Raw genomic sequence first — 23,115 nt, forward strand, 5'->3', positions numbered from 1 at the left:
AGCGCTACGGCTGTGTCGGTGCATCACTCCACCGACACAACCTGCGCAGCTGATCAGGCGGTCTGCGCCTGACCATCCCGTTGGCCTTGCGCACGACGTGTCAGTACCGAAATACCCACTGTCAGCACGCCGCACAAGCTGATGACCAGCGCCATCGGGGTGGCAGTGCCGTCATGCAGCACGCCCACCAGACTCGCAGCAACGGCGGCGACGCTGAATTGCAGGCAGCCCAGCAACGCCGACGCACTGCCCGCCCGCGCCCACTGGCCGTTCATGGCACAGGCTGACGCATTGGGAATGATGCAACCCAGGCTCGCCACGCAAATGAACAGCGGCACCAGCAACGGCCAGAGCGCTTCGGTGCGCAGGAACGTGACGGCCAGCAAGACCAGCGCCGCCGTCAGGTAGATCCAGACCGTGCGCGACAGCAGAAACGCCGGGCAGGTCTTGCGCAGAATCCGCGCGTTGATCTGCGCAACCAGAATGAAGCCCGCCGCATTCATCCCGAACAGCCAGCCGTAATGCTCGGCCGGCACGCCGTACAGTTTGATGAAGACAAACGGCGATCCGGCGACATAAGCGAACATCCCGGCCATGGCAATGCCGCCTGTCAGCGCATGGCCGATGAACACACCGTCCTTGAACAGATTGGCGTACTGCCGAAAAGCGCCCCTCAACGGTTGACGCGGCGTGCTGGCTGGCATGCTTTCCGGCAGACCCAACGCGACCGCCGTCAGGCAGGCCCCGCTGAACACGGCGAGGCTGGCGAAGATCGACTGCCAGCCGAAGGTGCTGACCAACACACCGCCCAGCATGGGTGCCAGAATCGGCGCCAGGCCCATCACCAGCATCAATTGCGAAAAGACCTTGGCCGACTCGACCGCGTTGCATTTGTCGCTGACAATCGCCCGCGACAGCACCATTCCGGCGCAGCCTCCCAGCGCCTGAACGAAGCGCGCAGCGATCAGCCATTCGAGACTCGGCGCAAACGCGCAGGCCACTGACGCCAGCATGAACAGCGTGACGCCGACCAGCATCGGCATGCGCCGACCAAACCGGTCAGCCACCGGACCGTAGGCCAGTTGGCCCAGGGAAAGCCCCAGAAAATAAGCCGCCAGGGTCAGCTGAATATGTTTTTCATCGGTCCCGAAGTACGAGGCCATGGCTGGAAAGCCAGGAAGATAGAAGTCGATGGCCAGAGGGCCAAAGGCGCTCAATGAGCCAAGGATAAGGATGGTTCGTAGATTCATCGGGTGTCCATTATCGGATGCAGAGCAACGGGCTAGTTTAACGGCTTACCTTGCAGAGAACGACGAAAGGGAGAATTAATTCAAAATTTTTCAGCATGATGATTGATAAAAAGATGGAGAGATCGACTGATCTCCCCTTTTCAAGTCACGCCAATTGCGCCTGATAACCCTCTTCGCTGATCAGCCCGATAATCTGTTCCGGCGACAGGCTGCTCTGTACCTTCACCTGCTTGCTGGCCAGTTCAACCTGCACCTCGGCGTCCGCATCTGCATGCTTGATCGCCTCGGTCACGGCGCGAACACAGTGCCCGCAGGTCATGCCTTGCACATTGAATAACTGCATGGGGTCTCTCCCTTGATGATGGATGAGCGCATCTTCAACCTTGTCATCGTGGCAAGGTCAAGTTTCTGTTGTTCCTGCCGGGCTGGTATTCGCGGTCATCGTGGGCCAAGCTGATCCCAACGCTATATCGTCATCGACGTTTACCTCAGGAGTATCAGCGATGCGCTGGTCAGCAGTAGGCCTCTTCAGCATTCTCGGTTTCTTGGCCATCGCCCCCGCCACGCAGGCGGCTCAGGATTACGGCATCCTGATCATTTCCCGAGAGCGTCTGGAAGTGGCGACCTCGTGCGAGATCGGCATCTACGTTCAGAACCGTCTGGCCGGCAGACTGTTCCAGGAAGATTCGGTGTCGTTCAACCTGCCTCCCGGCGAAGTGTCTGTGCGCCTGACCACCCTGCGCGGCAACGTCGGAGGCTGTGAGGGAGGCATGGAAGCGCAGCGCAGCATCAAAATCCAGTTGCACGCCGGGGACATTCTCAAATACCGCATCGCCACCGACCTGACCGGGCTGTACCTCAAGAAAGCCGACCTCAATTATTGAATCGCGCTTGACCTTGCCCATGTGGCAAGGTTGATCCTTGCAGGTATCAGCCTCAGGGAGTGACAGACATGCAAGACACCACCACCTTCGACCTGCCGATCAGCGGCATGACCTGCGCCAGTTGCGCCGGTCGGGTCGAGCGTGCCCTGGCGAAAGTGCCGGGGGTCAATAGCGTGACGGTCAATCTGGCCAACGAGCGCGCCCATGTGACGACCGCGCCGCACACCGATCCGCAGACCCTGCTCGACGCCGTCAGCCGTGCAGGCTATGGCGCGACGCTGGTTCAGGACCGTCACGCTGAAGTCGATAAAAAGCTTCGCCATCTACACCGTGAGCGCTGGGCCTTGCTGCTGGCCATCGCATTGGCGCTGCCGTTGATCATGCCGATGCTGCTGACGCCGCTGGGCGTGCACTGGATGTTGCCCGCCTGGGTGCAGTTCGCGCTGGCGACACCGGTGCAATTCCTGCTGGGCGCGCGCTTTTATGTGGCCGCCTGGAAAACCGTGCGGGCAGGCGCGGGCAACATGGACCTGCTGGTGGCCATCGGCACCAGCGCCGGTTACGGCCTGAGCGTTTACCAATGGCTGAGCGCCGCGCCTGGCACAACGCCGCATCTGTACTTCGAAGCTTCTGCGGTGGTCATCGCGCTGGTGTTGCTAGGCAAATACCTGGAAAGCCGCGCCAAACGCCAGACCGCCAGCGCCATTCGAGCGCTTGAAGCCTTGCGCCCGGACCGCGCTTTACGGGTGATCGACGGCATCGAGCAGGACGTGGCGATCAGCCAGCTGCGCCTTGGCGACGCAGTGTTGGTCAAGCCCGGCGAACGTTTTCCAGTGGACGGCGAAGTGCTCGAGGGCCGCAGCCATGCCGATGAAGCGCTGATCACCGGTGAAAGCCTGCCAGTGGCCAAGCAGCCGGGCGACCGGGTCACCGGTGGTGCTATCAATGGCGAAGGTCGCTTGCTGATTCGTACTGCAGCGCTGGGTGCCGAAACGGTGCTGGCGCGCATCATTCGCCTGGTCGAAGACGCACAGGCAGGCAAAGCGCCGATTCAGAGGCTGGTGGATAAAGTCAGCCAGGTGTTCGTGCCGACCGTGCTGGTGATCGCCTTCCTGACCCTGGCAGGCTGGCTGCTGGTCGGTGCAGCGCTCGAAGTGGCGCTGATCAATGCCGTCGCCGTGCTGGTTATCGCCTGCCCCTGCTCGCTGGGCTTGGCGACGCCGACGGCGATCATGGCCGGGACCGGCGTGGCGGCGCGCTACGGCATTCTGATCAAGGACGCTGAGGCTCTGGAGCGCGCCCATGACGTCGATGCGGTGGTGTTCGACAAGACTGGCACGCTGACCTCCGGCACACCGCGCATCACCAACATGAGCGCGGTGCTGGGCAATGAAGAGCATCTGTTGCAATTGGCGGGCGCATTGCAGCGCGGCAGCGAACATCCGTTGGCCAAGGCCGTGCTGGATGTCTGTCACGAATGGCAGCTCGGACTCGACGCGGTTGAAAACAGCCACGCCCTGAGCGGCCGGGGGATCGCCGGAACGGTGCAGGGTCGCGAACTGGCGCTGGGCAATCGGCGCTTGCTGGACGAAAGTGGCCTGCCGATGGGTGAACTGGCCGAGTCGGCACGCATCTGGGAAGCCGACGGGCGAACGCTGTCCTGGCTGATCGAGCAGGCTCCGGAGCCAAAAGTCATCGGCATGTTCGCCTTTGGTGACACGCTGAAACCCGGAACGGATCAGGCGATCAGGGCCCTGAACGCGCGCGGCATCACCAGCCATTTGCTGACCGGCGATAACCGCGGCAGCGCGCAGATGGTTGCCAGGGCGCTGGGCATACACGATGTGCACGCCGAGGTGCTGCCTGCCGACAAGGCGGCCACGGTCAATCAGTTGAAAAACAGCCATGTGGTGGCGATGGTCGGCGACGGCATCAACGATGCACCGGCGCTGGCGGCGGCTGACGTCGGTATCGCGATGGGCGGCGGGACTGATGTTGCGATGCATGCGGCGGGCATCACGCTGATGCGCGGCGATCCGCGACTGGTGCCGGCGGCACTGGACATTAGCCGACGGACCTATGCCAAGATCCGCCAGAACCTGTTCTGGGCGTTCGTCTATAACCTGATCGGCATCCCGCTTGCGGCGCTGGGCTATCTCAACCCGGTCCTCGCCGGCGCAGCCATGGCGCTGTCCAGCGTCAGCGTGGTGGGTAACGCTTTGCTGCTGAAAACCTGGAAACCCCGTGATCTGGAGGACAGGCCATGAACATCGGTCAGGCAGCGAAGAGCAGCGGCTTGAGCGCGAAGATGATTCGCTATTATGAATCCATCGGCCTGCTCAAAGCCGCACATCGCAGCGACAGCGGCTATCGCCTGTACAGCGCGGAAGACCTGCACACGCTGGCCTTCATCAAGCGTTCGCGGGACTTGGGGTTTTCACTGGAGGAAGTCGGCAAACTGCTGACCCTCTGGCAAGACCGGCAACGCGCCAGCGCCGACGTCAAGGCGCTGGCCCGTCAGCACATCAGCGACCTGAACCGCAAGATCGAGGAGCTGGCCAGCCTGCGCGACACACTTCAGGAACTTGTCGACCACTGTCAGGGCAACGACCGCCCCGACTGTCCGATCCTCAAGGACCTGGCGTCGGGTGGGTGTTGTTCATCGGTGTGCCGCTAACGCGGCGACGCACGAGGACGCGGAGCGTCCGGAACCGCATGCCGACGCAGAGCGTCGCACGATAGTTGAGATTATCGTTCCCTACGCTCCAACGCTCAGCGTTATACATAAGTTCCGAAATGCCCGTATATTGGGCTTCTGCCCGGAGGGCGTGGGAGCTTCAGGAGGTTACGACGGCTGCGATGGGCTGCGATGGGCTGCGANGCCAGAATCAAAAGCGGACTTGTGTATAGCGACGCGGAGCGTCGCACGATAGTTGAGATTATCGCACGCGCCAGTGGGGCCGCCTTGCGTCAGGCCCTACTGCATCCACGGCGGCGGTGGCTCTTCGGTGGATTTGCTCGGTGGTGCGTCGTCTGCGGCGCGGGCGGCCTGGCGGCGGGCTTCGTCGAGGCGGGCAGCTTCGATTTCGCGCAGTACGCCGCCTACATCGGCTTCGTCCTCAGGCTCGTCGAATTCACCGGTCAACACCGTGGTTGGCGACAGCGTGCCCGCCTCGTAGTACGACCACATTTCCTTGGCGTACTTGGTGCTCCGGAGTTCCGGCGCAAAGCGTCCGAAGTACAGCGCCATGTTGCCGACGTCGCGCTCGAGCATGCTGAACGCGTGATTGTTGCCCGCAGCATCGACCGCTTGCGGCAGGTCGATGATCACCGGGCCGGACGGCGCCAACAGCACGTTGAACTCGGAAAGGTCACCGTGCACCAGGCCGGCACACAACATCAGCACGATCTGCTCGATCAGGAACGCGTGATACTCGCGCGCCTGATCAGGCTCCAGTACCACGTCGTTCAGGCGCGGGGCGGCGTCGCCGTACTCGTCGGCGACCAGTTCCATCAGCAATACGCCTTCAAGGAAGTCATACGGCTTGGGTACGCGGACCCCGGCGCTAGCCAGACGAAACAGTGCAGCCACCTCGGCATTCTGCCAGGCGTCTTCGGTTTCCTTGCGTCCGAACTTGGACCCCTTGGCCATGGCCCGGGCCTGACGGCTGTTGCGGACCTTGCGACCTTCCTGATACTCGGCCGCCTGCCGGAAACTGCGTTTGTTGGCCTCCTTGTAAACCTTGGCGCACCGCAGCTCATTGCCACAGCGCACCACATAAACAGCTGCCTCTTTACCACTCATGAGCGGGCGCAGCACCTCGTCGACCAGACCGTCTTCGATCAGGGGTTCAATGCGTTTAGGAGTTTTCATCAGCTTTTATTGTGGGTCCTTTGTTGCCAGATACGCGATTGTTGCCGTTATACGGCAATCTTCCGCTAGCGAGTAGGGGTAGGGCCTTACGGATTGAAGGGTTTTTTCACCAAAAACCGCGCAACGCCCCGGTTCAAGCACCTTTCGTGCCGCACAAGGGGTGAAAGATATTCCGGGACAAAATGTACGGATTCAGGAAAAGACCGCCATTGATGCTTGCTTGGTGCCTGCGCAACCGGCCCCCAGACTTGCACGAATCGCCGGCCAATGACCGAACACGTCCTCGAACCCCGCAACCCCACAACCCCATATTTGCGCGGTATTGGTTACACTGACGCCCTGTTCCAGTGCAGAACGTGAACACAACCGTTAAGCAGGGTCACCAGCCTGCAACCTTCCTGACTGAAAAGCTGTCCGGGTCCGCCATGAAATCACTCAAACACTTCAAGCGCGTCGCCACCGACTGGTTCCTGTGGGGCATGGTTCTGGCGACGGTCCTCGCCTATTTCTTCCCGCGCTTCGGGGCCACCGGCGGCACCATGCACGCCGAATACGTCATTAATACCGGCGTGTTCGTGGTGTTCTTTCTGCACGGTGTGAACCTGTCCAGCGAGCAGATCAAACGAGGTTTGAGCAACTGGCGGCTGCACGTGATGATCCAGACGTTCACCTTTGTAGTGTTCCCGCTGATCTGGCTGGCCTGCGACCAACTGCTGGGCTCGCATGTGCCCGCGCTGCTGATGCTGGGCTTCTTCTACCTGTGCGCCCTGCCCTCGACCATTTCGTCTTCGGTGGCACTGACCGGCAGCGCCGGCGGTAACGTTCCGGCGGCGATTCTCAATGCCAGCATGTCCAGCGTCATCGGGATTTTCATCACCCCCTGGCTGGTGAGCCTGATGGTCGGCACTGGCGCTGGCGGCATCGATCTGGGCGACACGCTGTTGAGCCTCTGCGCCCTGCTCCTGCTACCACTGGTTCTGGGGCAGTTGCTGCGACCGCTGCTGGGCAAGTTCTTCGCGCGGCACAAGAAATTCACCAACCTGATCGACAAGATGGTGATCCTGCTGCTGGTCTACGCGGCGTTCTGCAATTCGATGATCTCCGGCATGTGGCAGAGCCAGGGCGACAGCGTGATCCTGACCGCGTTCGTCGGCACCGCATTGCTGTTGGCGGTGATTCTGCTGCTGACCACTCGCACGGCGCGGGCGCTCAAGTTCGACCATGCCGACAAGGTCGCGGCGGTGTTTTGCGCCACCAAGAAATCGCTGGCAGCCGGTGCGCCCATGGCGGCGTTGATCTTCGGCAGCAATCCGGGGCTGGGGCTGATTCTGCTGCCGATCATGATCTATCACCCAATGCAGTTGATCGTTTGCTCGGTGATCGCCGAAAGCTACGCCAGTCGCCATCGCCAACAACTTTCGCAGGCTGCGCTGGAAGAAGCGCGCGCCGCCTGACGGACGCTACATCAGCGCGTCATCATTCAGCGTCACCCGTGCGTAGAAGATGATCGCCACTGTCGGAATCAGCGCCGAATAACCAGGCCGCAGCGCGGTGCCAAAGTGCGTCAGCAGGCGCTGCACCGGGGCTTGGCGAATGGCACCGAGCAAACCCTTGATCGAGCCGGGAGCTTTGGCGAGTTGCGCGGGCTGATCAGCCAGCGCAGGCTTGAAAAACGCCGTCACGGTCAGGCGCTCGGCCAGCGCGTCGACATGCGCGGCGTACACCTCCCAACTCAACGCCCGGACACTGGCGCGTGGCATCTGCACCAGCGGGTGCGCGCTGTTGAACGCCTGGCGGAAGAAGGTCTTGAGCAGCAGTTCCTCGACCTCGACCACCGTCGCACAGTGATGCAGCGCATCGTCCAGACCATATTGCCGAGCCAGCATGCCGAGCACTCGCGTGTAGGGCACGCCACGACGTCGGGCGGCGTTGATCAGAAAGTGCCCGGCGACCAGCTGGAATTCGCGCACGAATGCGTAAGTGAGGTCCGCTTCGGTTTCCTTGAGACGCGTCCAGCGGCTGCTGCTTAAATGTTTGATCGCCGCATCGAGCACGTAATCCGGCGAGCGCGCCAGAACGTCATGCAACCAAGTGTCCTGCAACACCGGATCGCGGCTTGTAGTCGGCAACACCGCTACGCCGGTTTCCAGCCCTTCGCAGCCGCTGAATCCGGTCGCAATCAGCACTTCCTGCAAACGCCGCCAGTAATGGTGATGGCGATAGCCCGGCATGCGCACGTTTTCAAAATGCTCGACCGGCGTGCGCCCCAGACTTTTTTCACCCAGGTTCAGTAACAGCACATGGTCTTCAGTGGAATACGCGTTGATCAGCCGCCCACTGATTCTGCGCTTGAGCACCTGCGCCTCGGCAGCATCGATGCGCACCGCAGCGGCCATTAGCAGTACGTCGACGATCACCAGGCCGTGTTCGAGGGGATGTTCGAAGTTTTTGAGCGCACTGACCAACAGCCGCCCGCCCAGTGAGTGGCCGATCAGGTTGACGCGTTTTACCTGCGGATGATGTTCGAACAGGTAGCGGTCCAGTTGCGCCAGCAACACTTTGCCCATGTCACGGGCCCGGTTACGAATACGCGCGAAATGAACCACCCGGTCCCCGGCCAGCGCCGCCGCACCGGCCAGCGGATGCACGCGGGCAGCCGCCATCAACAGGCCGCGCGAGCGATTATCCATTTGCGTGAAATGGCTCGACGGCCAGAAGGCCAGGATGTTCACGCTGTGGCGCAAGGCACCGGGGATGCTGTTGGCCAGCATGCGCCGGTCATCCAGATCGTGGCCGGACGAATAGCCGTGAATGAAGACGTTGGCGACCTCACCCGAGGTCTTGGGCAAAGTCAGAAACTTGAAATGATTGTCCACGTTGTCCTGTTACGCATGGGCGGGTGCGCGCTCAATTTTTAACGATGAAGCGTTTGGCGATCAACATGATCAGACGCAGGCAGAACATGATACCGGTCACAGCGATCACCCATTTGGCGACCAGCAGAAAATAACCTTCGATGTCATCGGAAACCAGCCCCACCAACAGCCCCATCCCGCCGACCAGCAGACCGATCAGCGCAAGGCCGACGTAGGGCCGCAACCAGCGAGTCCGCGAGCCTTTATCGAACAGATAAAACACGGTGCCGATCAGGATCACCAGTACCGATATGCCAATAATGAGCCCCATGTTTTACCTCGACGTTACCGGCCAATAATGCTGATTGAACATCCCACACACGGGTGTGACGCGGAGCGTCACGACAGGCATTCCCACGCTGGAGCGTGCGGAACGATGATCTCGACTATCGTGCGACGCTCTGCGTCGGCATGCCATTCTGGACGCTCTGCGTCCGATCTTGACTGTGTAGCGCAACGCGGCAGCGGATTATGCCCATGCCCTCCGCCATTTGCCTAACGCTCCAGAATCGCCGTAACGCCCTGCCCGCCTGCGGCACAGATCGAGATCAAACCACGCCCGCTGCCTGCTGCGTCGAGCAGTTTGGCCAGGTTGGCGACAATCCGGCCTCCGGTCGCTGCGAACGGGTGCCCTGCCGCCAGTGAGCTGCCTTTGACGTTCAGCTTGCTGCGATCGATCGGCCCCAGCGGTGCGTTGAGGCCCAGGCGGGTGTTGCAGTAATCGGCGTCTTCCCAAGCCTTGAGGGTGCACAGCACTTGTGCGGCAAAGGCTTCGTGAATCTCGTAGTAATCAAAATCCTGCAGCGTCAGGCCGTTGCGTGCCAGCAAACGCGGGACGGCGTAGACCGGTGCCATCAACAGCCCTTCTGCGCCCTTGACGAAGTCCACCGCCGCCGCCTCGCCGTCACGCCAGTAAGCCAGCACCGGCAAGCCCCGTTCGCGGGCCCAGTCTTCGCTGGCCAGCAGCACCACCGATGCGCCATCGGTCAACGGCGTCGAGTTGCCCGCCGACAGCGTGCCTTTGGCGCTGCGCTCGAACGCAGGCTTGAGGCTTGCCAGTTTTTCCAGGCTCAGGTCGGGGCGCAGGTTGTTGTCGCGCATCAGCCCAAGATACGGCGTCATCAGATCATCCTGCCAGCCTTCGACATAGGCGGCCGCCATGTTCAGGTGGCTTTCCAGCGCCAGTTGATCCTGCGCCGAACGCTCGATGCCCCAGGTCTGCGCCATCAGCTCGCAATGCTGACCCATCGACAAACCCGTGCGCGGCTCGCCATTGCGTGGCAGTTCCGGTTTGAGGTGGTGCGGACGCAATTGCAGCAGCGTCTTCAGCTTGTCGCCCGGTGTCTTGGCCCGATTAATCTGCAACAGGATATTGCGCAGCCCTTCATTGACACCGATAGGCGCATCCGAGGCGGTGTCCACGCCTCCGGCAATGCCGCACTCGATCTGCCCCAGCGCAATCTTGTTGGCCACCAGCAGCGCCGCCTCCAGCCCGGTGCCGCAGGCCTGCTGAATATCGTAGGCCGGGGTCTGCGCAGACAACCGCGAGCCCAAGACGCATTCGCGGGTCAGATTGAAGTCTCTGGAATGCTTGAGCACAGCACCCGCCGCCACTTCGCCCATGCGCAAACCGTGCAGATTGAAACGCTCGATCAGGCCTTCGAGGGCAGCCGTGAGCATGTCCTGATTGCTGGCCGTTGCGTAAGGGCCATTGGCGCGGGCGAACGGAATGCGGTTACCGCCAACGATGGCGACCCGACGTGGATGCGTCATGGAAAACTCCCTTTCTTCAAACGAATGAATGAGCCTTGTCGATCGCAAGAACGAACGTCGTGCCACCGTGGTCCATTCCTTTGAACCCCGACTTCAGGAGAGTGTTCCATGCCGTCAGATCGCTATATCGATTTCGCCAATTCCGACATGGGTCGGCGTCTGGTGAACGCCGCCGGTCTGCCAGCCCCCGCGCACCTGGAGCGCTGGCAGGCCGGGCGTCTGCGCCCTGTCGAAGGCACGCTGCTGATCAGCGCCGGGCCACTGGGCGACCGGGTTCGGCAATTCGCCAGCCGCCTGACCGACTCGCTGTACAGCTTCGGCAGCGACATCCCCGGCGCAAGCACCTGGGTCGCCAATCAGGGGCCCCGGCTGAAAGCGGTGGTCTTCGACGCCAGCCAGATTTTGCGCACGGAACAACTCAAACAGTTGCGCGATTTCTTTCAGCCTTTGCTACGTAACCTTGACCCCTGCGCGCACGTGGTGATTCTGGCCAGAGCGCCCGCGACCGTGGAAGACCCGCTGGCAGCCAGTACTCAGCAAGCTATCGAGGGCTTCAGCCGCTCGCTGGCCAAAGAGATGCGCAACGGCGCGACGGTCAAGCTGTTGCAGGTGGATGAAAACGCGCAGGACCAGCTGGAAGGCGCGCTGCGCTTTTTCCTGACGCCCAAGGCCGCGTTCATCACCGGTCAACTCGTGCACTTGAGCGCCTGCCCGAGCCAGGTTCAGGACTGGACTCGCCCGCTGGCCGGGCGCAAAGCCGTGGTCACCGGCGCAGCGCGGGGCATTGGCGCGTCGATTGCCGAAACCCTGACCCGCGATGGCGCACACGTCGTTCTGCTGGATGTGCCACAAAGCCGAAACGAGCTGGAAGCGCTGGCCTCACGGCTCGGCGGGCAGGCCTTGGCGCTGGATATCTGCGCCGAAGATGCGCCTGCGCAATTGCTTGAGCATTTGCCGGGTGGCGTCGACATTCTGGTCCATAACGCTGGGATCACGCGCGACAAGACCCTGGCCAACATGCCGGAGGACTTCTGGGACTCGGTGCTGGCCGTCAATCTCAATGCCCCGCAAGTGCTGACCCAAGCCCTGCTCGACGGCGGCGCGCTGAATGACAACGCGCGAATCGTGCTGATGGCGTCGATCAGCGGCATCGCCGGTAATCGCGGGCAGACCAACTACACCACCAGCAAGGCCGGGCTGATCGGATTCGCCCGCGCCATGGCCCCGGCGCTCAAGGCACGCGGGATCAGCATCAACGCCGTCGCGCCTGGTTTTATCGAAACGAAGATGACCGCGAAGATGCCGTTCACCCTGCGCGAAGCAGGTCGACGCATGAGCACGCTGGGTCAGGGCGGTTCACCTCAGGACGTCGCCGAAGCCGTGGCGTGGTTCAGCCAGCCCGGCAGCGGCGCAGTGAGCGGTCAGGTGTTGCGCGTATGTGGTCAAAGTGTAATCGGGGCCTGAGGCCCTGTACTGAATTCAAGGAGATGGATAATGACGGCTCACTGGCGCTACCTGGATTCCCTGCAACCCCTCTCCAACCTGTTCCTTCAGGCGGCACTGCGGCGCCGCAAGGTGACAGGCTCGCAGTTGCCGGATCTCGGCCTGCGCAGCTGGATCGCAGTGGACAGCGAAAAACTTGAGGCTTACCGCAAGGTCTGCGGATTCGAAGACAGCAGCCTGCTGCCGCCGACCTATCCGCACGTCATGGCGTTTCAGTTACAGATGCAGTTGATGACCTCGCCGGAGTTTCCGTTCCCGTTGCTGGGGCTGATTCATGTCGGCAACTGCATCCGCATTCATCGCCCGTTGGGCGGCGTGAGCCAGCTGTACATCAGCGTGCAGGCCACCAACCTGCGTCCGCACCGCAAAGGCGCGGTGTTCACGCTTGTGACGCAGGCCGAAGACGGTCTGGGCCTGCTCTGGGAAGAAGAAAGCACCATGCTCTGCACTGCCGCGCAGCCGGACAGCTCGTCTGCCGAGCAGGAAGAGCCTGTATCGCTGCCACTGCTGCAAGTGGAAAGCTGGCGGGCCCCGCCACAGATTGGCCGCGATTACGCCAAAGTGTCCGGCGACTACAACCCGATTCACCTGAGCGCTCCAAGTGCCAAGATGTTCGGCTTCCCGCGCGCCATTGCGCACGGCATGTGGCTGAAGGCACGTGCGCTGGCTGCGCTGGACGAGCATCTGCCTGCCTCCAACGTTGAAATCAGCGTGCAGTTCCACAAGCCCGTGCGCCTGCCGGCGGATGTGATGCTGTCGGCCACCGCCGCAGGGTCGCATGGTCAGTTCCAGATCGACGACGATGACAAGCTGCTGCACATGACCGGCGGCTGGCAACCCGTCACTCAGTAGGTTTTTCCCTGATCCGGGAGCCTCGCTCCCTTGTGAGGGCTTGGTGAGGGCCTGGGTCACGGCTGAGCGGCGGCTGAACAAAGCGCAACGTCCACTTGCCTGACGAGTCGTTCCGCCTGAAGCTATGCGTCTTCAGGAGAGCATGATGAACCTCGACGAGTTGACCCAACGCCTGCACCGTATTCGCGACCAGAACGACTGGAAGCCCTTTCACAGCCCCAAGAACCTGGCCATGGCAGCCAGTGTGGAGATGGCCGAGCTGGTGGAGATATTCCAGTGGCTGCGCGAGGACCAGTCCCGCGAGCTGCCTGCCGATCAACTGGAACATGCAGGCCAGGAAGTGGGCGACATTATCCTGTACCTGTTGCTGTTGTGCAGCGAACTGGGGCTGGACATGGAAGCCGTGGTGCGCAGCAAGCTGGCAGACAGCGAGCGGAGATTTGCTCGTGAGTGATCGTCATTTCGACCAGTTGGCGACCCGGTTCGCGGAAAAGATCTATGGCGGCGCCAAAGGGGCCATCCGCCTGACCGTGCTGCAAGCCGACCTGACCGAGACGTTGCCGCAGCGGCCACTGCGCGTGCTGGATATCGGCGCGGGGTTGGGTCACATGGCGCTGTGGCTGGCCGAGCAAGGGCACGAGGTCACATTGGCCGAACCCGCCGAGCCGATGCTTGAAGGCGCCCGCCAGCGTTTCACCGATGCCGGACAAACGGCAACGTTTATTCAGGCCCCCTGGCAAGCGCTGCCCGAGTTACTGAGCGACACTTATGATCTGGTGCTGTGCCACGCCGTGCTGGAATGGTTGGCCGAGCCGCACACGATTCTGCCCGTGCTGCGCCAGCTCACCAAGGCCGATGGCTGGCTGTCGCTAGCGTTTTATAACCGCGACGCGCTGATTTACCGCAACCTGCTGAAGGGCCATTTTCGCAAGATGCGCAAGAACGACATGGCCGGAGAAAAACAGAGCCTGACGCCCCAGCAACCTCTCGACCCTCGTGAGCTGGAGACGCAACTTGAAGGCCTGTGGCAAGTCCAAACCCGTAGCGGCGTGCGAGTGTTCCACGATTACATGCCGGTTGAATTTCAGGCGCGGGCCGATCTGACGGATTTGCTGGAAATGGAGCTGGCGCATCGGCGCCATCCAGCGTTTGCAGGCTTGGGGCGATACCTGCACTGGATGTGCCGTCCGGTCTGATACCACTGCGGAGACCACCATGAAACACCGTCTTGCCTTGCTGGCTTTGTTTTTCGGGATCAGCGCCTGCCAGAGCGACAATCCGTACGTAGCCAGTTCGCTGCCCATGCCGCCTGCGCCGCCGCAAGCAAAAAACACCCTGGACCTGAGCGCTTACCCCGCGCCGCCGCGCGACTACGGGCGCTATCGGACCTGGGGCTGGCTCAACGGCCAGTTGCCGCCCGGTACGGCATGGGTCGATTCCGCGCAGGTGGTCGAGGCCTTGAGCAACGGTCTTGACCAGCGCGGCTTGCGCCCGGCGCGCAACAATCAGCCTGCGGACCTGTATGTCAGCACGACGACGCGTCAGGAAGTCCGGCTGCGGCAGGTGCGCGGGATGTCGATCCGTATTACGGTGGCGGCGCGGGTTATGGTCCTTACAGCGGGTATCGGCCCGGTTATGGCGGCTATGCCAGCGTGCCGGTGGTCCGCACGTATCAGGAAAAAGTCATGGTGGTGCAGATCAACCTGTTCGACGCCCGCACCGGCCAGCCGGTCTGGAGCGCCAGTGCAGATGCGCGCAGCAGCAACAATCTGGCAGACCGCAGCAAAGCTCTACGTCAGGCCGTGCAACAGGCACTGACGGCCTATCCGCCTTCGTAATCGTTTCGGAGAACTGCCATGTTCCGCCGTACTGCCCTGCTGTCCTGCGCCCTGCTGCTGGCCGCCTGCCAGAGCAACTCGATCAACCGCGATTTCGATGCCCAGCGGGATTTTGCCGGCTATCGCAGCTGGAGCTGGAAAGAGCCCGCCGTTCAGTATCAGCCGGATAACGACCCTCGGCTCAAGAGCGACCTGACCGAGCAGCGCATCCGCCAGTCCATCAGCGACCAACTGGACCAGCGCGGCTTGCGCATGGCAGCCGCCGGGGCGCGTGCGGATGTGAAAGTGCAGGCCTGGCTGATCGTCGAAAACCGTCAACAGACGGTGAGCAGCAACTACGGTGGCGGCTGGAACCCTTGGGGCGGCTATGGCTACTGGAACGGCCCGATGAACACCGAGACGCGTAGCGTGGACTACAAAGTCAGCACGTTGCAGATCGACCTGTTCGACGGCAAGGACGGCAAACTGGTCTGGCGCGGCAGCACCGAGCGCATCCTCAACGACAACGCCGGCAACCCGCCCGAACGCGACCAGGCCATCCGCACCACCGTCGCAAAGATTCTGGAACAATACCCGCCACGTTGATTCAGTCTGAATGAGGGAGCGGACCGGGCGACGCTTCGCTTGTGTGGAATGTGAATGTGGGAGCGGACTTGTCCGCGAACTGNTCGCAGCCCATCGCGGACAAGCGAAGCGTCGCCCGGTCCGCTCCTACGCCCTCCGGGCAAAAACCCTTGATATCAGTGCTGAGCGAAGTGACTTTCCAAAGCTCAAACCTGCATATCGCCCTGCATTTCATCGAGCAATTCCTGGATCGCGTCGAGGCGTTCTTCGGGGTCGTCGATTTCCAGTAGCTCGACTTTGTCCTGCTCGGTGAACGGCAGCAGGTAGGCGAGCTGATTGGACAGCGAATACTGGCCCTCGGCAGAAACGCCCATGTTCAACGACGCGACCATCGGGTGTTCTGCCAAAGCTTCAAGCAGCGCAACCAGATCGGCGTCTTCTTCCTGCAAAGGGCGCTCCTCGGGCTCGTCCAGCCATTCCACCTCGGCCACCAGCAACTGATCACGCTGCACCTCGGCCGCCACCACGCGGAAGCGACGCGCGCCGACCACGCGGATGCCCAGCAGGCCGTTGTCCTGCTGCTGAAAATCCTGAACCAGCGCCTCGCAGCCGATCAGTGAATAACCGCCCGGCACCGGGCCGGTCTCGCTACCCTCGGTGATGCACACCACCCCGAACCCTTCGCCCTGCTTCATGCAGCGACCGATCATGTCCAGATAGCGCGCTTCAAACAGCTGCAGATCAAGAATGCACCCCGGAAACAACACGGCGTTCAGCGGAAATAATGGCAATGTCATGAAAACCCTTCCCCCTTAAATAGCCAGCGACATTGCCAGCGGCAGGAACAGTGCCGTTGCAACGCCCATCAGACTCATTGCCAACGCAGCAAAAGCCCCTGCTTCTTCACTTTCCTGCAATGCCACGGATGTTCCTACCGCATGTGCCGCCAGCCCCAGGGCCATGCCGCGCGCCGCCGGGTTATCGACCCCGGCCAGCGTCAAAAGGCCCGGGCCGAAAATGGCACCGAACACGCCGGTAATCAACACAAAAACCGCCGCCAGCGCCGCAACTCCGCCGATCTGTTCAGCGACCAGCATGGCGATGGGCGAGGTCACCGACTTGGGCGCCATGGTCATCAGGATCATGTGGTCGGCACCGAACAATACGCCCAGCCCGACACACAGCCCGGTGGCAAAGACCCCGCCAACCACCAGCGTAGTCAAGGTCGGCCAGAGCAACTGCCGGATACGCCGCATATTCAGATAAAGCGGCACGGCCAGGGCAACCGTTGCCGGGCCGAGCAGAATCCCCAGTATCTCGGTGCTTTTGCGGTACTCCGCGTATTGCAGGTCACAGAACAGCACGATACCGATCACCACCACCATCGAGACCAGCACCGGTTGCAGAAACAGCCAGCGGGTTTTCTCGTAGGCCGCCATCGCCAGTTGATAGGCGCCCAACGTGATGGCGATACCGAACAGCGGGTGGTGAATCACTGACAGCCACGCGCCATGCCAGTCCAGGCTCATGGCCGTTCCTGACGGCGCGTCTGGCGCCTGATCAGTTGCTGCATCAGCCAGCCAGCGAAGGTCAGCGAAATCATCAACGACAGGGTCAACGTGCCGAAGATCGCCCAGAAATCCTCGGCAATCGCCGCCGCGTAGACCATCACCCCGACAGCAGGCGGCACCAGCAACAGAGGCAGATAGCGCAGCAGGCTGCTGGCGGCGACGCTGAGCGGTTCGCTGACTTCACCGCGCGTCATCAGATAAGCCATCAGCAACACCAGCCCGATGATCGGGCCGGGCAATATCGACAGAAACAGGTGGTTGAGCGCAGTCCCGAGCAATTGGAACAGCACCAGCCACGTCAAACCCCGTAACAACATGAGAACTCCAGCAAAGAAAAGAATCCGGCGAATTCACAGCGCCATTATAAACATGCTGTGACAAAGGCTATCAGCGGGTATTCGCATCAAGGCGGTGGCTTGACCAACTGCCAACCCTCTGCTGATCTTGTGGTTTGCGCGCAGGCCCTGATTGCGCCCTGATTGCCAGGCGCGGCGACGAGCAACCACACCCACTACCAGACAAGGAAAGCGACATGCCTTTTGTTCCTGTGACAGAACTCAAGAATCACGTAGGCAAGGAGCCGGAATGTTCGGACTGGCTGACCATTGACCAGGAGCGTATCAACCTGTTCGCCGAAGCGACCGGGGATTTTCAGTTCATCCACGTCGACCCGGTCAAAGCGGCGCAAACCCCGTTCGGGGCGACCATCGCCCATGGCTTTCTTTCGCTGTCGCTGATCCCCAAACTCATGGAAGGCATCATGGTACTGCCCGAAGGCCTCAAGATGGCAGTCAACTACGGCATGGACAGCGTGCGTTTCGTGCAGCCGGTGCTGGTCAATTCGCGGGTGCGCCTGAAGGTCCAGCTGACCGACGCCACCGAGAAGAAGCCTGGCCAGTGGCTGCTCAAGGCCACGGCCACCCTGGAAATCGAAGGCCAGGAAAAACCCGCTTTCGTGGCCGAACCGTTGACCCTGTGTTTCGTGTAACACGTTTAAAATATGAAACAGTCGTAACAGACTGTTTCATCCCCCTTACTGGCTGCGGCATACTCCTACGCGGTCGTGACCTATAACATCTGCTCAGCAGAGCCAGGCTCGCCACTGAACCAATCTTCCGGGATCTCTCATGCGCGCGCTCGCTCCACTGGCTTTGACACTTCTGATCGCAGGCTGCGGTGATGGCGAATCACTGCTGCCACCTGACGGCCGTCTGCCCGACGGCGGACGCTATCGCGGCGATCTGGTCAATGGCGTGTTGCAGGGCGAAGGCCGGATCGACTATCCCAACGGCAGCTGGTACGCCGGGCATTTCGCCAACGGTCTGTGGCAAGGCCAGGGCGAGTGGCACGCCGCTAACGGCGACGTTTACAAAGGCGGCTTCGAGCAGGGCCTGTTTCATGGCCAGGGACGGCTGACCAGCCACAACGGCGCGAGCTACGTCGGCAATTTCAAACTCGGCCTGCGTGAGGGCGAAGGTACGCAGAAAGACAAGGGCGTCGTCTATCGCGGCCAATTCAAAGCAGGTCAGTACGACGGCCCCGGTCGCCTGGAACTGGAAGACGGCAGCCAGCATCAGGGCATGTTCGCCAAAGGCAAGGCCAACGGCGAAGGCTCGCGCAGTGACGCCAGCGGCAATCAATACAGCGGCAACTTCGTCAACGGTCAGTTGCAGGGCATCGGCAGCTTCACCAGCGCTGATGGCGACCAATACGTCGGACATTTCCGCAACAGCCAGATTGACGGCAAAGGCCGCTACGAAAACAGCGATGGCGATGTCTGGAGCGGCGATTTCAAGGAAGGCGCACTGACTGGCAAGGGCGAGCTGATCGGCTCGGACGGCAGCCGCTATCAGGGCGACTTCGATAACTGGCGATTCATGGGCCAGGGTCAGTTGCAACTGGCCGACGGCAGCCGCTATGTCGGTCAGTTTGCCGATGACACTTATCAGGGCAATGGCGTGCTGATTGCCCCGGATGGCAAAGAACAGCGCGGTATCTGGGCCAACGGCCAGCGCGTGCGCGACGCCAAGGGCAAATTGCTGCCCGACACACTTGAAGCCGGGCTGCTCGCACAGGGTTCGCTGCTGGACAAGGCACTCGCCGCCGTGCCGGCCTCCACGCCCGTTACCGAGCTGTACACGCTGGTGGTGGGTGGCGATGGCAAGCAGAGCGTGTTCATGCGCGAGGCGGACTACGTCAGCAACCTGCTGAAGTCACGATTTGGCGCTGTCGGGCAGGTCAGCCTGGTCAACCATCGCGACCACATGGATGACCGGCCGATGGCCACCCGCGAAACCATCACCCGCGCGGTGCAGACACTCGCCCAACGCACCGGCCCGGAAGACCTGGTATTCATCTACCTGACCAGCCACGGCACGCAGGATCACGAACTGGTGCTCGATCAACCACGCCTGTCGCTGGCCGACCTGCCCGCCGACGCGCTGGCTGCCGCCCTCGCCCCGCTGAAAAACCGCGACAAGGTGGTGGTGATTTCAGCCTGCTATTCCGGGGGGTTCATTCCGGATCTCAAAGACGAGCGCACCCTGATCATGACCGCCTCCCGCGCGGACAGGGTATCCTTCGGCTGCTCGGAAGAAGCCGATTTCACCTATTTCGGTGATGCACTGTTTGCCAGGGCACTGGTCGAAACCGATGACCTGCAACAAGCCTTCAATGATGCAAAGAACTACGTGGCCCGACGCGAGAACGAGGATAACTTCGAAGCTTCGGAACCACAGATATGGGCCCCGAAAGGAGTCCTGGCGCGCTGGCAGCAATTGCGCAAAAGCCAGGCCGAACGCGCTTTGAGTACGGCGTTGACTCGCACGGAAGCGAAGACCTCGACTAGCCGCTAGGCTGAGTAACTATCAAGGAGAAGGATTATGTATTTAACGCCGCAACACATCCTGCTTGCAGGAGCCACAGGCCTGACGGGCGAGCATTTGCTTGATCGCCTGCTCAATGAGCCGACCGTCAGCCGCGTGCTCGCGCCGACCCGCAGGCCGCTGGCGGAACACCCGCACCTTGAGAATCCGATTGGCGATTTGCTGACCCTGCTGCCAACGCTGGAGGGCCGGGTGGACATCGCATTCTGCTGCCTGGGCACCACGATCAAGCAGGCCGGTTCACAGGACGCCTTCAAGGCCGTCGACCTGGACATGGTGCTCGCGTTCGCCAGCCGTGCCCGTGAACTGGGCGCTCGCCATTTGCTGGTAATCAGCGCCATCGGCGCAGACCCCAAGTCCAGTACCTTCTACAACCGCATCAAGGGCGAAATGGAGCTGGCGCTGCGTGCGCAAGGCTGGCCACAACTGACCATCGCCCGCCCTTCCCTGCTGGTCGGCAGCCGCACTGAAACCCGCTGGGTCGAACAACTGGCCGCGCCCATCGCCAAGCTGATCCCCGGCAAATACGGCGCCATCGAAGCCTGCCAACTGGCCCGCGCCCTGTGGCGCCTGGCACTGGAAGAGCAAAACGGCGACCGGATCGTCGAATCGGATGAGTTGCGCAAGTTGGGGAAATAGGCGATGGTCGCTGGGGCTCAGACTATGATAGTCCCCACGCTCCGCGCTCGTCGCTATACACAAGTCCTGAAGAGTCCGGTGGACGGGGATTTCAAGCTTCTGCCCGCAGGGCGTGGGAGCGAACCGGGCGACGCTTCGCTTGTTCGCGAAAGGGCCGGTGCAAACGCCGAAAATATATCGTCTGAAATGCCGCTTTCGCGAACAAGTTCGCTCCCACGGCCTCCGGCCAGAATCAAAAGCTGACTTGTGTATAACGATGAGCATCGACTGGTAGCTCTGGTGTCTCTCTAAAGCCCGCCCGTCGCCCGAACGCCCACCCCAGCCGCGGTCAGCAACGACAGCGGCAGCAACAAGGTGTCGAGCAACGCGCTGCCCGGCAGATCAAGGCCAGGATAGCTCGGGGCTTCTGCGCCGAACCGGTCCGCGGCACAACAACCGCCCTGCAAGGCGTACATATTCAGCCGTGTGCCAGCATACACAACGGGCGCGCCGGGCTTGGCCGCGTCAAGCGTGCGTGCGGTGGCGCAGCCGGTCATGACCAGCGCCAGCGCTATCACCATCAGCTTATTCATCGCCGCCGATGTGATGCTCACCCCAACGCGGCAGCATGTCCTGAGGGATGTTCAGCAGATTGAGGATCCGCGCGACTACAAAATCCACGAGATCATCGATGGTCTGCGGCTGGTGATAAAAGCCGGGAGACGCCGGCAAAATCACCGCGCCCATGTTCGACAGCTTGAGCATGTGTTCCAGATGAATACTGGAATACGGTGCCTCGCGGGGCACCAGAATCAACTGCCGACGCTCTTTCAGCGTTACGTCGGCAGCGCGCTCGATCAGGTTGTTGCAAGCCCCGGTAGCAATCGCCGACAGCGAGCCGGTGGAACACGGCACCACCACCATCGCACTGGGCGAGCCCGAGCCCGATGCCACGGGCGACATCCAGTCGTCGCGGCCGTAGACCCGAATCTGCCCGGCCGACGCGCCAGTGTATTCCGTCAGGAACGCCTGCATCATCATCGACTTGGGCGGCAGGCGCACGTCGGTTTCGGTGGCCATCACCAGTTGCGCGGCCTTGGAGATCAGAAAATGCACCTCGCGCTCTTCACGCACCAGACAATCCAGCAACCTCAGGCCATATTGCGCGCCTGACGCACCGGTCATGGCCACCGTAACGCGATCCGGGCCACTCATTTCAGCGCCTCCGCCAGCATGCCATGCAGACCGCCGAAACCGCCGTTGCTCATGATGACGATGTGCGTGCCGGGCTGCGCCTGGCGTTTGACCTGGGCGATGATTGCCTCAAGGGAATCACAGACCAGCGCAGGCACCGCGCCTCCTGCCACTGTTGCCGACAGATCCCAGCCCAGATTGGGGGGCGCATACCAGACCACCTGATCAGCCTGCTGCACGCTTTCCGGCAGACCGTCGCGGTGTGCGCCGAGTTTCATGGAGTTGGAACGCGGCTCGATCACGGCAATGATCGGCGCATCACCGACTTTTTTGCGCAGACCATCCAGCGTGGTAGCAATCGCGGTCGGGTGATGAGCGAAATCGTCATAAATAGTAATGCCGCGCACGTCAGCGACCTTTTCCATACGGCGCTTGACGCTTTTGAACGCGCTTAGTGCCTGCACGCCCAGCAACGGCACAACACCCACATGGCGGGCCGCAGCCAGAGTGGCCAGCGCATTGGCAACGTTGTGCAGGCCAGTCATGCCCCACTCGACCGCGCCCTGCAGTTCGCCCTCGAACAGCACTTCAAAGCGCGAACCGTCTTCACTCAACAACCGCGCCTGCCATTGGCCGCCCTCGCCCGTGGTTTGCACAGGCGTCCAGCAGCCCATTTTGATGACGCGCGTGAGCGCCGGCTCGGTGGTCGGATGAATCACCAGGCCCTCGCTAGGAATGGTGCGCACCAGATGGTGAAACTGGCGCTCGATGGCGGGCAGATCGGGGAAGATGTCGGCGTGATCGAACTCAAGGTTATTGAGGATCGCGGTCCGCGGGCGGTAGTGGACGAACTTGGAGCGTTTGTCGAAGAAGGCGCTGTCATATTCGTCGGCTTCCACCACAAAGAACGGGGTGTCGCCCAGACGCGCCGACACCGCGAAATTCTGCGGAATGCCGCCGATCAGAAAACCGGGGCTCATGCCCGCGTGCTCCAGTACCCAGGCCAGCATGCTGCTGGTGGTGGTCTTGCCGTGCGTACCGGCCACCGCCAGCACCCAGCGACCTTGCAGCACGTGGTCTGCCAGCCACTGTGGGCCGGACACATACGGCAAACCATTGTTCAGGACATATTCAACCGCCGGGTTGCCACGCGACAACGCGTTGCCGACCACGATCAGATCCGGCGCCGGAATCAGTTGCACAGGGTCGTAGCCTTGGGTCAGCTCGATGCCCTGCGCCTGCAGTTGGGTGCTCATCGGCGGATAGACGTTGGCGTCAGAACCCGTGACCCGGTGCCCCAACTCTTTGGCGAGCACCGCCAGCGAACCCATGAACGTGCCGCAGATACCAAGGATATGAATGTGCATGACCAACCTCTCAGAACGTCCACGCAG

General features: G+C 61.7%; 24 protein-coding genes and 1 pseudogene. 13 read left to right on the forward strand and 12 right to left on the reverse strand.

All coding sequences use genetic code 11. The features are described 5' to 3' along the window. Positions 1–53 precede the first annotated feature (53 nt). Both ABJ99_RS01490 and ABJ99_RS01495 read right to left on the reverse strand, forming a co-directional pair. Positions 54–1,250 (reverse strand): multidrug effflux MFS transporter, encoded by a 1,197-nt coding sequence (locus tag ABJ99_RS01490; RefSeq protein WP_054084315.1) that lies wholly within the window; start codon positions 1,248–1,250, stop codon positions 54–56. 145 nt (positions 1,251–1,395) lie between these two features. Next, positions 1,396–1,593: a heavy-metal-associated domain-containing protein gene (locus tag ABJ99_RS01495; RefSeq protein WP_054084316.1), complete on the reverse strand. Its 198-nt coding sequence runs from the start codon at positions 1,591–1,593 to the stop codon at positions 1,396–1,398. A 160-nt stretch (positions 1,594–1,753) separates the two neighbouring features. Between ABJ99_RS01495 and ABJ99_RS01500 the strand changes: the two genes are divergently transcribed. The 3 genes from ABJ99_RS01500 (at position 1,754) to cueR (ending at position 4,811) form a co-directional block, all read left to right on the forward strand. Further along, the gene (locus ABJ99_RS01500) at positions 1,754–2,134 is read left to right on the forward strand and encodes a hypothetical protein (RefSeq protein ID WP_054084317.1); all 381 of its coding nucleotides are present in this window, start codon (positions 1,754–1,756) and stop codon (positions 2,132–2,134) included. A 68-nt stretch (positions 2,135–2,202) separates the two neighbouring features. Next, positions 2,203–4,401, forward strand: coding sequence for a heavy metal translocating P-type ATPase (locus ABJ99_RS01505; protein ID WP_054084318.1), 2,199 nt, complete (start codon positions 2,203–2,205; stop codon positions 4,399–4,401). Continuing rightward, entirely contained in the window at positions 4,398–4,811 is a 414-nt protein-coding gene (gene cueR, locus ABJ99_RS01510; protein WP_054084319.1) for a Cu(I)-responsive transcriptional regulator, read from the forward strand. The genes ABJ99_RS01505 and cueR overlap by 4 nt, the downstream gene beginning before the upstream one ends. Before the next feature lie 300 nt (positions 4,812–5,111). Here the strand turns inward: cueR and ABJ99_RS01515 are convergent, their stop codons facing one another. Further along, the gene (locus tag ABJ99_RS01515) at positions 5,112–6,008 is read right to left on the reverse strand and encodes a PA4780 family RIO1-like protein kinase (RefSeq protein ID WP_024673563.1); all 897 of its coding nucleotides are present in this window, start codon (positions 6,006–6,008) and stop codon (positions 5,112–5,114) included. Between the two features lie 425 nt (positions 6,009–6,433). Here ABJ99_RS01515 and ABJ99_RS01520 point away from each other — a divergent pair, with 425 nt between their 5' ends. Continuing rightward, positions 6,434–7,462, forward strand: a complete 1,029-nt coding sequence (locus ABJ99_RS01520) for a bile acid:sodium symporter family protein (protein ID WP_054084671.1) — start codon at positions 6,434–6,436, stop codon at positions 7,460–7,462. A 6-nt stretch (positions 7,463–7,468) separates the two neighbouring features. On the opposite strand, the gene ABJ99_RS01525 is transcribed toward ABJ99_RS01520, so the two are convergent. The 3 genes from ABJ99_RS01525 to ABJ99_RS01535 all read right to left on the reverse strand — a co-directional run bounded on the left by ABJ99_RS01525 (position 7,469) and on the right by ABJ99_RS01535 (position 10,696). Then, positions 7,469–8,884: a DUF726 domain-containing protein gene (locus ABJ99_RS01525; protein WP_054084320.1), complete on the reverse strand. Its 1,416-nt coding sequence runs from the start codon at positions 8,882–8,884 to the stop codon at positions 7,469–7,471. A 31-nt stretch (positions 8,885–8,915) separates the two neighbouring features. Continuing rightward, positions 8,916–9,194, reverse strand: coding sequence for a hypothetical protein (locus ABJ99_RS01530; RefSeq protein WP_054084321.1), 279 nt, complete (start codon positions 9,192–9,194; stop codon positions 8,916–8,918). Between the two features lie 224 nt (positions 9,195–9,418). Continuing rightward, the gene (locus ABJ99_RS01535; protein WP_054084322.1) at positions 9,419–10,696 is read right to left on the reverse strand and encodes an acetyl-CoA C-acetyltransferase; all 1,278 of its coding nucleotides are present in this window, start codon (positions 10,694–10,696) and stop codon (positions 9,419–9,421) included. Between the two features lie 108 nt (positions 10,697–10,804). Here ABJ99_RS01535 and ABJ99_RS01540 point away from each other — a divergent pair, with 108 nt between their 5' ends. The 6 genes and pseudogenes from ABJ99_RS01540 to ABJ99_RS01565 all read left to right on the forward strand — a co-directional run bounded on the left by ABJ99_RS01540 (position 10,805) and on the right by ABJ99_RS01565 (position 15,474). Beyond that, positions 10,805–12,160 carry a 3-oxoacyl-ACP reductase gene (locus ABJ99_RS01540; RefSeq protein WP_054084323.1) on the forward strand — a complete coding sequence of 452 codons (1,356 nt, stop codon included), beginning with the start codon at positions 10,805–10,807 and terminating at the stop codon, positions 12,158–12,160. A 30-nt stretch (positions 12,161–12,190) separates the two neighbouring features. Beyond that, a complete protein-coding gene (locus ABJ99_RS01545; RefSeq protein ID WP_054084324.1) occupies positions 12,191–13,051 on the forward strand; it encodes a MaoC family dehydratase in 861 nt (286 codons plus the stop codon). A gap of 145 nt (positions 13,052–13,196) precedes the next feature. Continuing rightward, positions 13,197–13,505 (forward strand): MazG-like family protein, encoded by a 309-nt coding sequence (locus ABJ99_RS01550; protein ID WP_054084325.1) that lies wholly within the window; start codon positions 13,197–13,199, stop codon positions 13,503–13,505. Next, on the forward strand, positions 13,498–14,247 hold the full coding sequence (locus ABJ99_RS01555; RefSeq protein ID WP_054084326.1) for a methyltransferase domain-containing protein: 750 nt from the start codon (positions 13,498–13,500) through the stop codon (positions 14,245–14,247). The genes ABJ99_RS01550 and ABJ99_RS01555 overlap by 8 nt, the downstream gene beginning before the upstream one ends. Positions 14,248–14,266: 19 nt before the next feature. Beyond that, positions 14,267–14,889, forward strand: a pseudogene (locus tag ABJ99_RS01560) (DUF4136 domain-containing protein). Positions 14,890–14,907: 18 nt separating this feature from the next. Continuing rightward, on the forward strand, positions 14,908–15,474 hold the full coding sequence (locus tag ABJ99_RS01565; RefSeq protein WP_054084327.1) for a DUF4136 domain-containing protein: 567 nt from the start codon (positions 14,908–14,910) through the stop codon (positions 15,472–15,474). 185 nt (positions 15,475–15,659) lie between these two features. On the opposite strand, the gene ABJ99_RS01570 is transcribed toward ABJ99_RS01565, so the two are convergent. The 3 genes from ABJ99_RS01570 to ABJ99_RS01580 are packed head-to-tail and all read right to left on the reverse strand — an operon-like array spanning position 15,660 to position 17,341. Next, positions 15,660–16,250: an LON peptidase substrate-binding domain-containing protein gene (locus ABJ99_RS01570; protein ID WP_054084328.1), complete on the reverse strand. Its 591-nt coding sequence runs from the start codon at positions 16,248–16,250 to the stop codon at positions 15,660–15,662. Between the two features lie 15 nt (positions 16,251–16,265). Next, positions 16,266–16,982, reverse strand: coding sequence for an LrgB family protein (locus ABJ99_RS01575; RefSeq protein ID WP_007250834.1), 717 nt, complete (start codon positions 16,980–16,982; stop codon positions 16,266–16,268). Then, complete coding sequence (locus ABJ99_RS01580; protein WP_007250835.1) at positions 16,979–17,341, reverse strand: CidA/LrgA family protein; 363 nt, start codon at positions 17,339–17,341, stop codon at positions 16,979–16,981. The genes ABJ99_RS01575 and ABJ99_RS01580 overlap by 4 nt, the downstream gene beginning before the upstream one ends. Before the next feature lie 215 nt (positions 17,342–17,556). Between ABJ99_RS01580 and ABJ99_RS01585 the strand changes: the two genes are divergently transcribed. The 3 genes from ABJ99_RS01585 to ABJ99_RS01595 all read left to right on the forward strand — a co-directional run bounded on the left by ABJ99_RS01585 (position 17,557) and on the right by ABJ99_RS01595 (position 20,548). Continuing rightward, positions 17,557–18,012 carry a MaoC family dehydratase gene (locus ABJ99_RS01585; protein WP_054084329.1) on the forward strand — a complete coding sequence of 152 codons (456 nt, stop codon included), beginning with the start codon at positions 17,557–17,559 and terminating at the stop codon, positions 18,010–18,012. A 139-nt stretch (positions 18,013–18,151) separates the two neighbouring features. Further along, positions 18,152–19,879 (forward strand): C13 family peptidase, encoded by a 1,728-nt coding sequence (locus tag ABJ99_RS01590; RefSeq protein WP_054084330.1) that lies wholly within the window; start codon positions 18,152–18,154, stop codon positions 19,877–19,879. Between the two features lie 27 nt (positions 19,880–19,906). Beyond that, positions 19,907–20,548: an oxidoreductase gene (locus ABJ99_RS01595; RefSeq protein ID WP_054084331.1), complete on the forward strand. Its 642-nt coding sequence runs from the start codon at positions 19,907–19,909 to the stop codon at positions 20,546–20,548. 287 nt (positions 20,549–20,835) lie between these two features. Here the strand turns inward: ABJ99_RS01595 and ABJ99_RS01600 are convergent, their stop codons facing one another. Genes ABJ99_RS01600 through mpl form a run of 3 tightly spaced genes read right to left on the reverse strand, consistent with a single transcriptional unit; the run spans position 20,836 to position 23,088 of the window. Next, a complete protein-coding gene (locus ABJ99_RS01600) occupies positions 20,836–21,120 on the reverse strand; it encodes a YceK/YidQ family lipoprotein (RefSeq protein ID WP_054080204.1) in 285 nt (94 codons plus the stop codon). Continuing rightward, positions 21,113–21,742 (reverse strand): flavin prenyltransferase UbiX, encoded by a 630-nt coding sequence (gene ubiX / locus ABJ99_RS01605; protein ID WP_054084332.1) that lies wholly within the window; start codon positions 21,740–21,742, stop codon positions 21,113–21,115. Before ubiX ends, ABJ99_RS01600 begins: the two co-directional genes overlap by 8 nt. Continuing rightward, positions 21,739–23,088 carry a UDP-N-acetylmuramate:L-alanyl-gamma-D-glutamyl-meso-diaminopimelate ligase gene (mpl, locus tag ABJ99_RS01610; protein ID WP_054084672.1) on the reverse strand — a complete coding sequence of 450 codons (1,350 nt, stop codon included), beginning with the start codon at positions 23,086–23,088 and terminating at the stop codon, positions 21,739–21,741. The genes ubiX and mpl overlap by 4 nt, the downstream gene beginning before the upstream one ends. Between the last annotated feature and the right edge of the window lie 27 nt (positions 23,089–23,115).

This window comes from Pseudomonas syringae pv. cilantro (assembly GCF_001293775.1).
Lineage (GTDB): Bacteria > Pseudomonadota > Gammaproteobacteria > Pseudomonadales > Pseudomonadaceae > Aquipseudomonas > Aquipseudomonas syringae_P.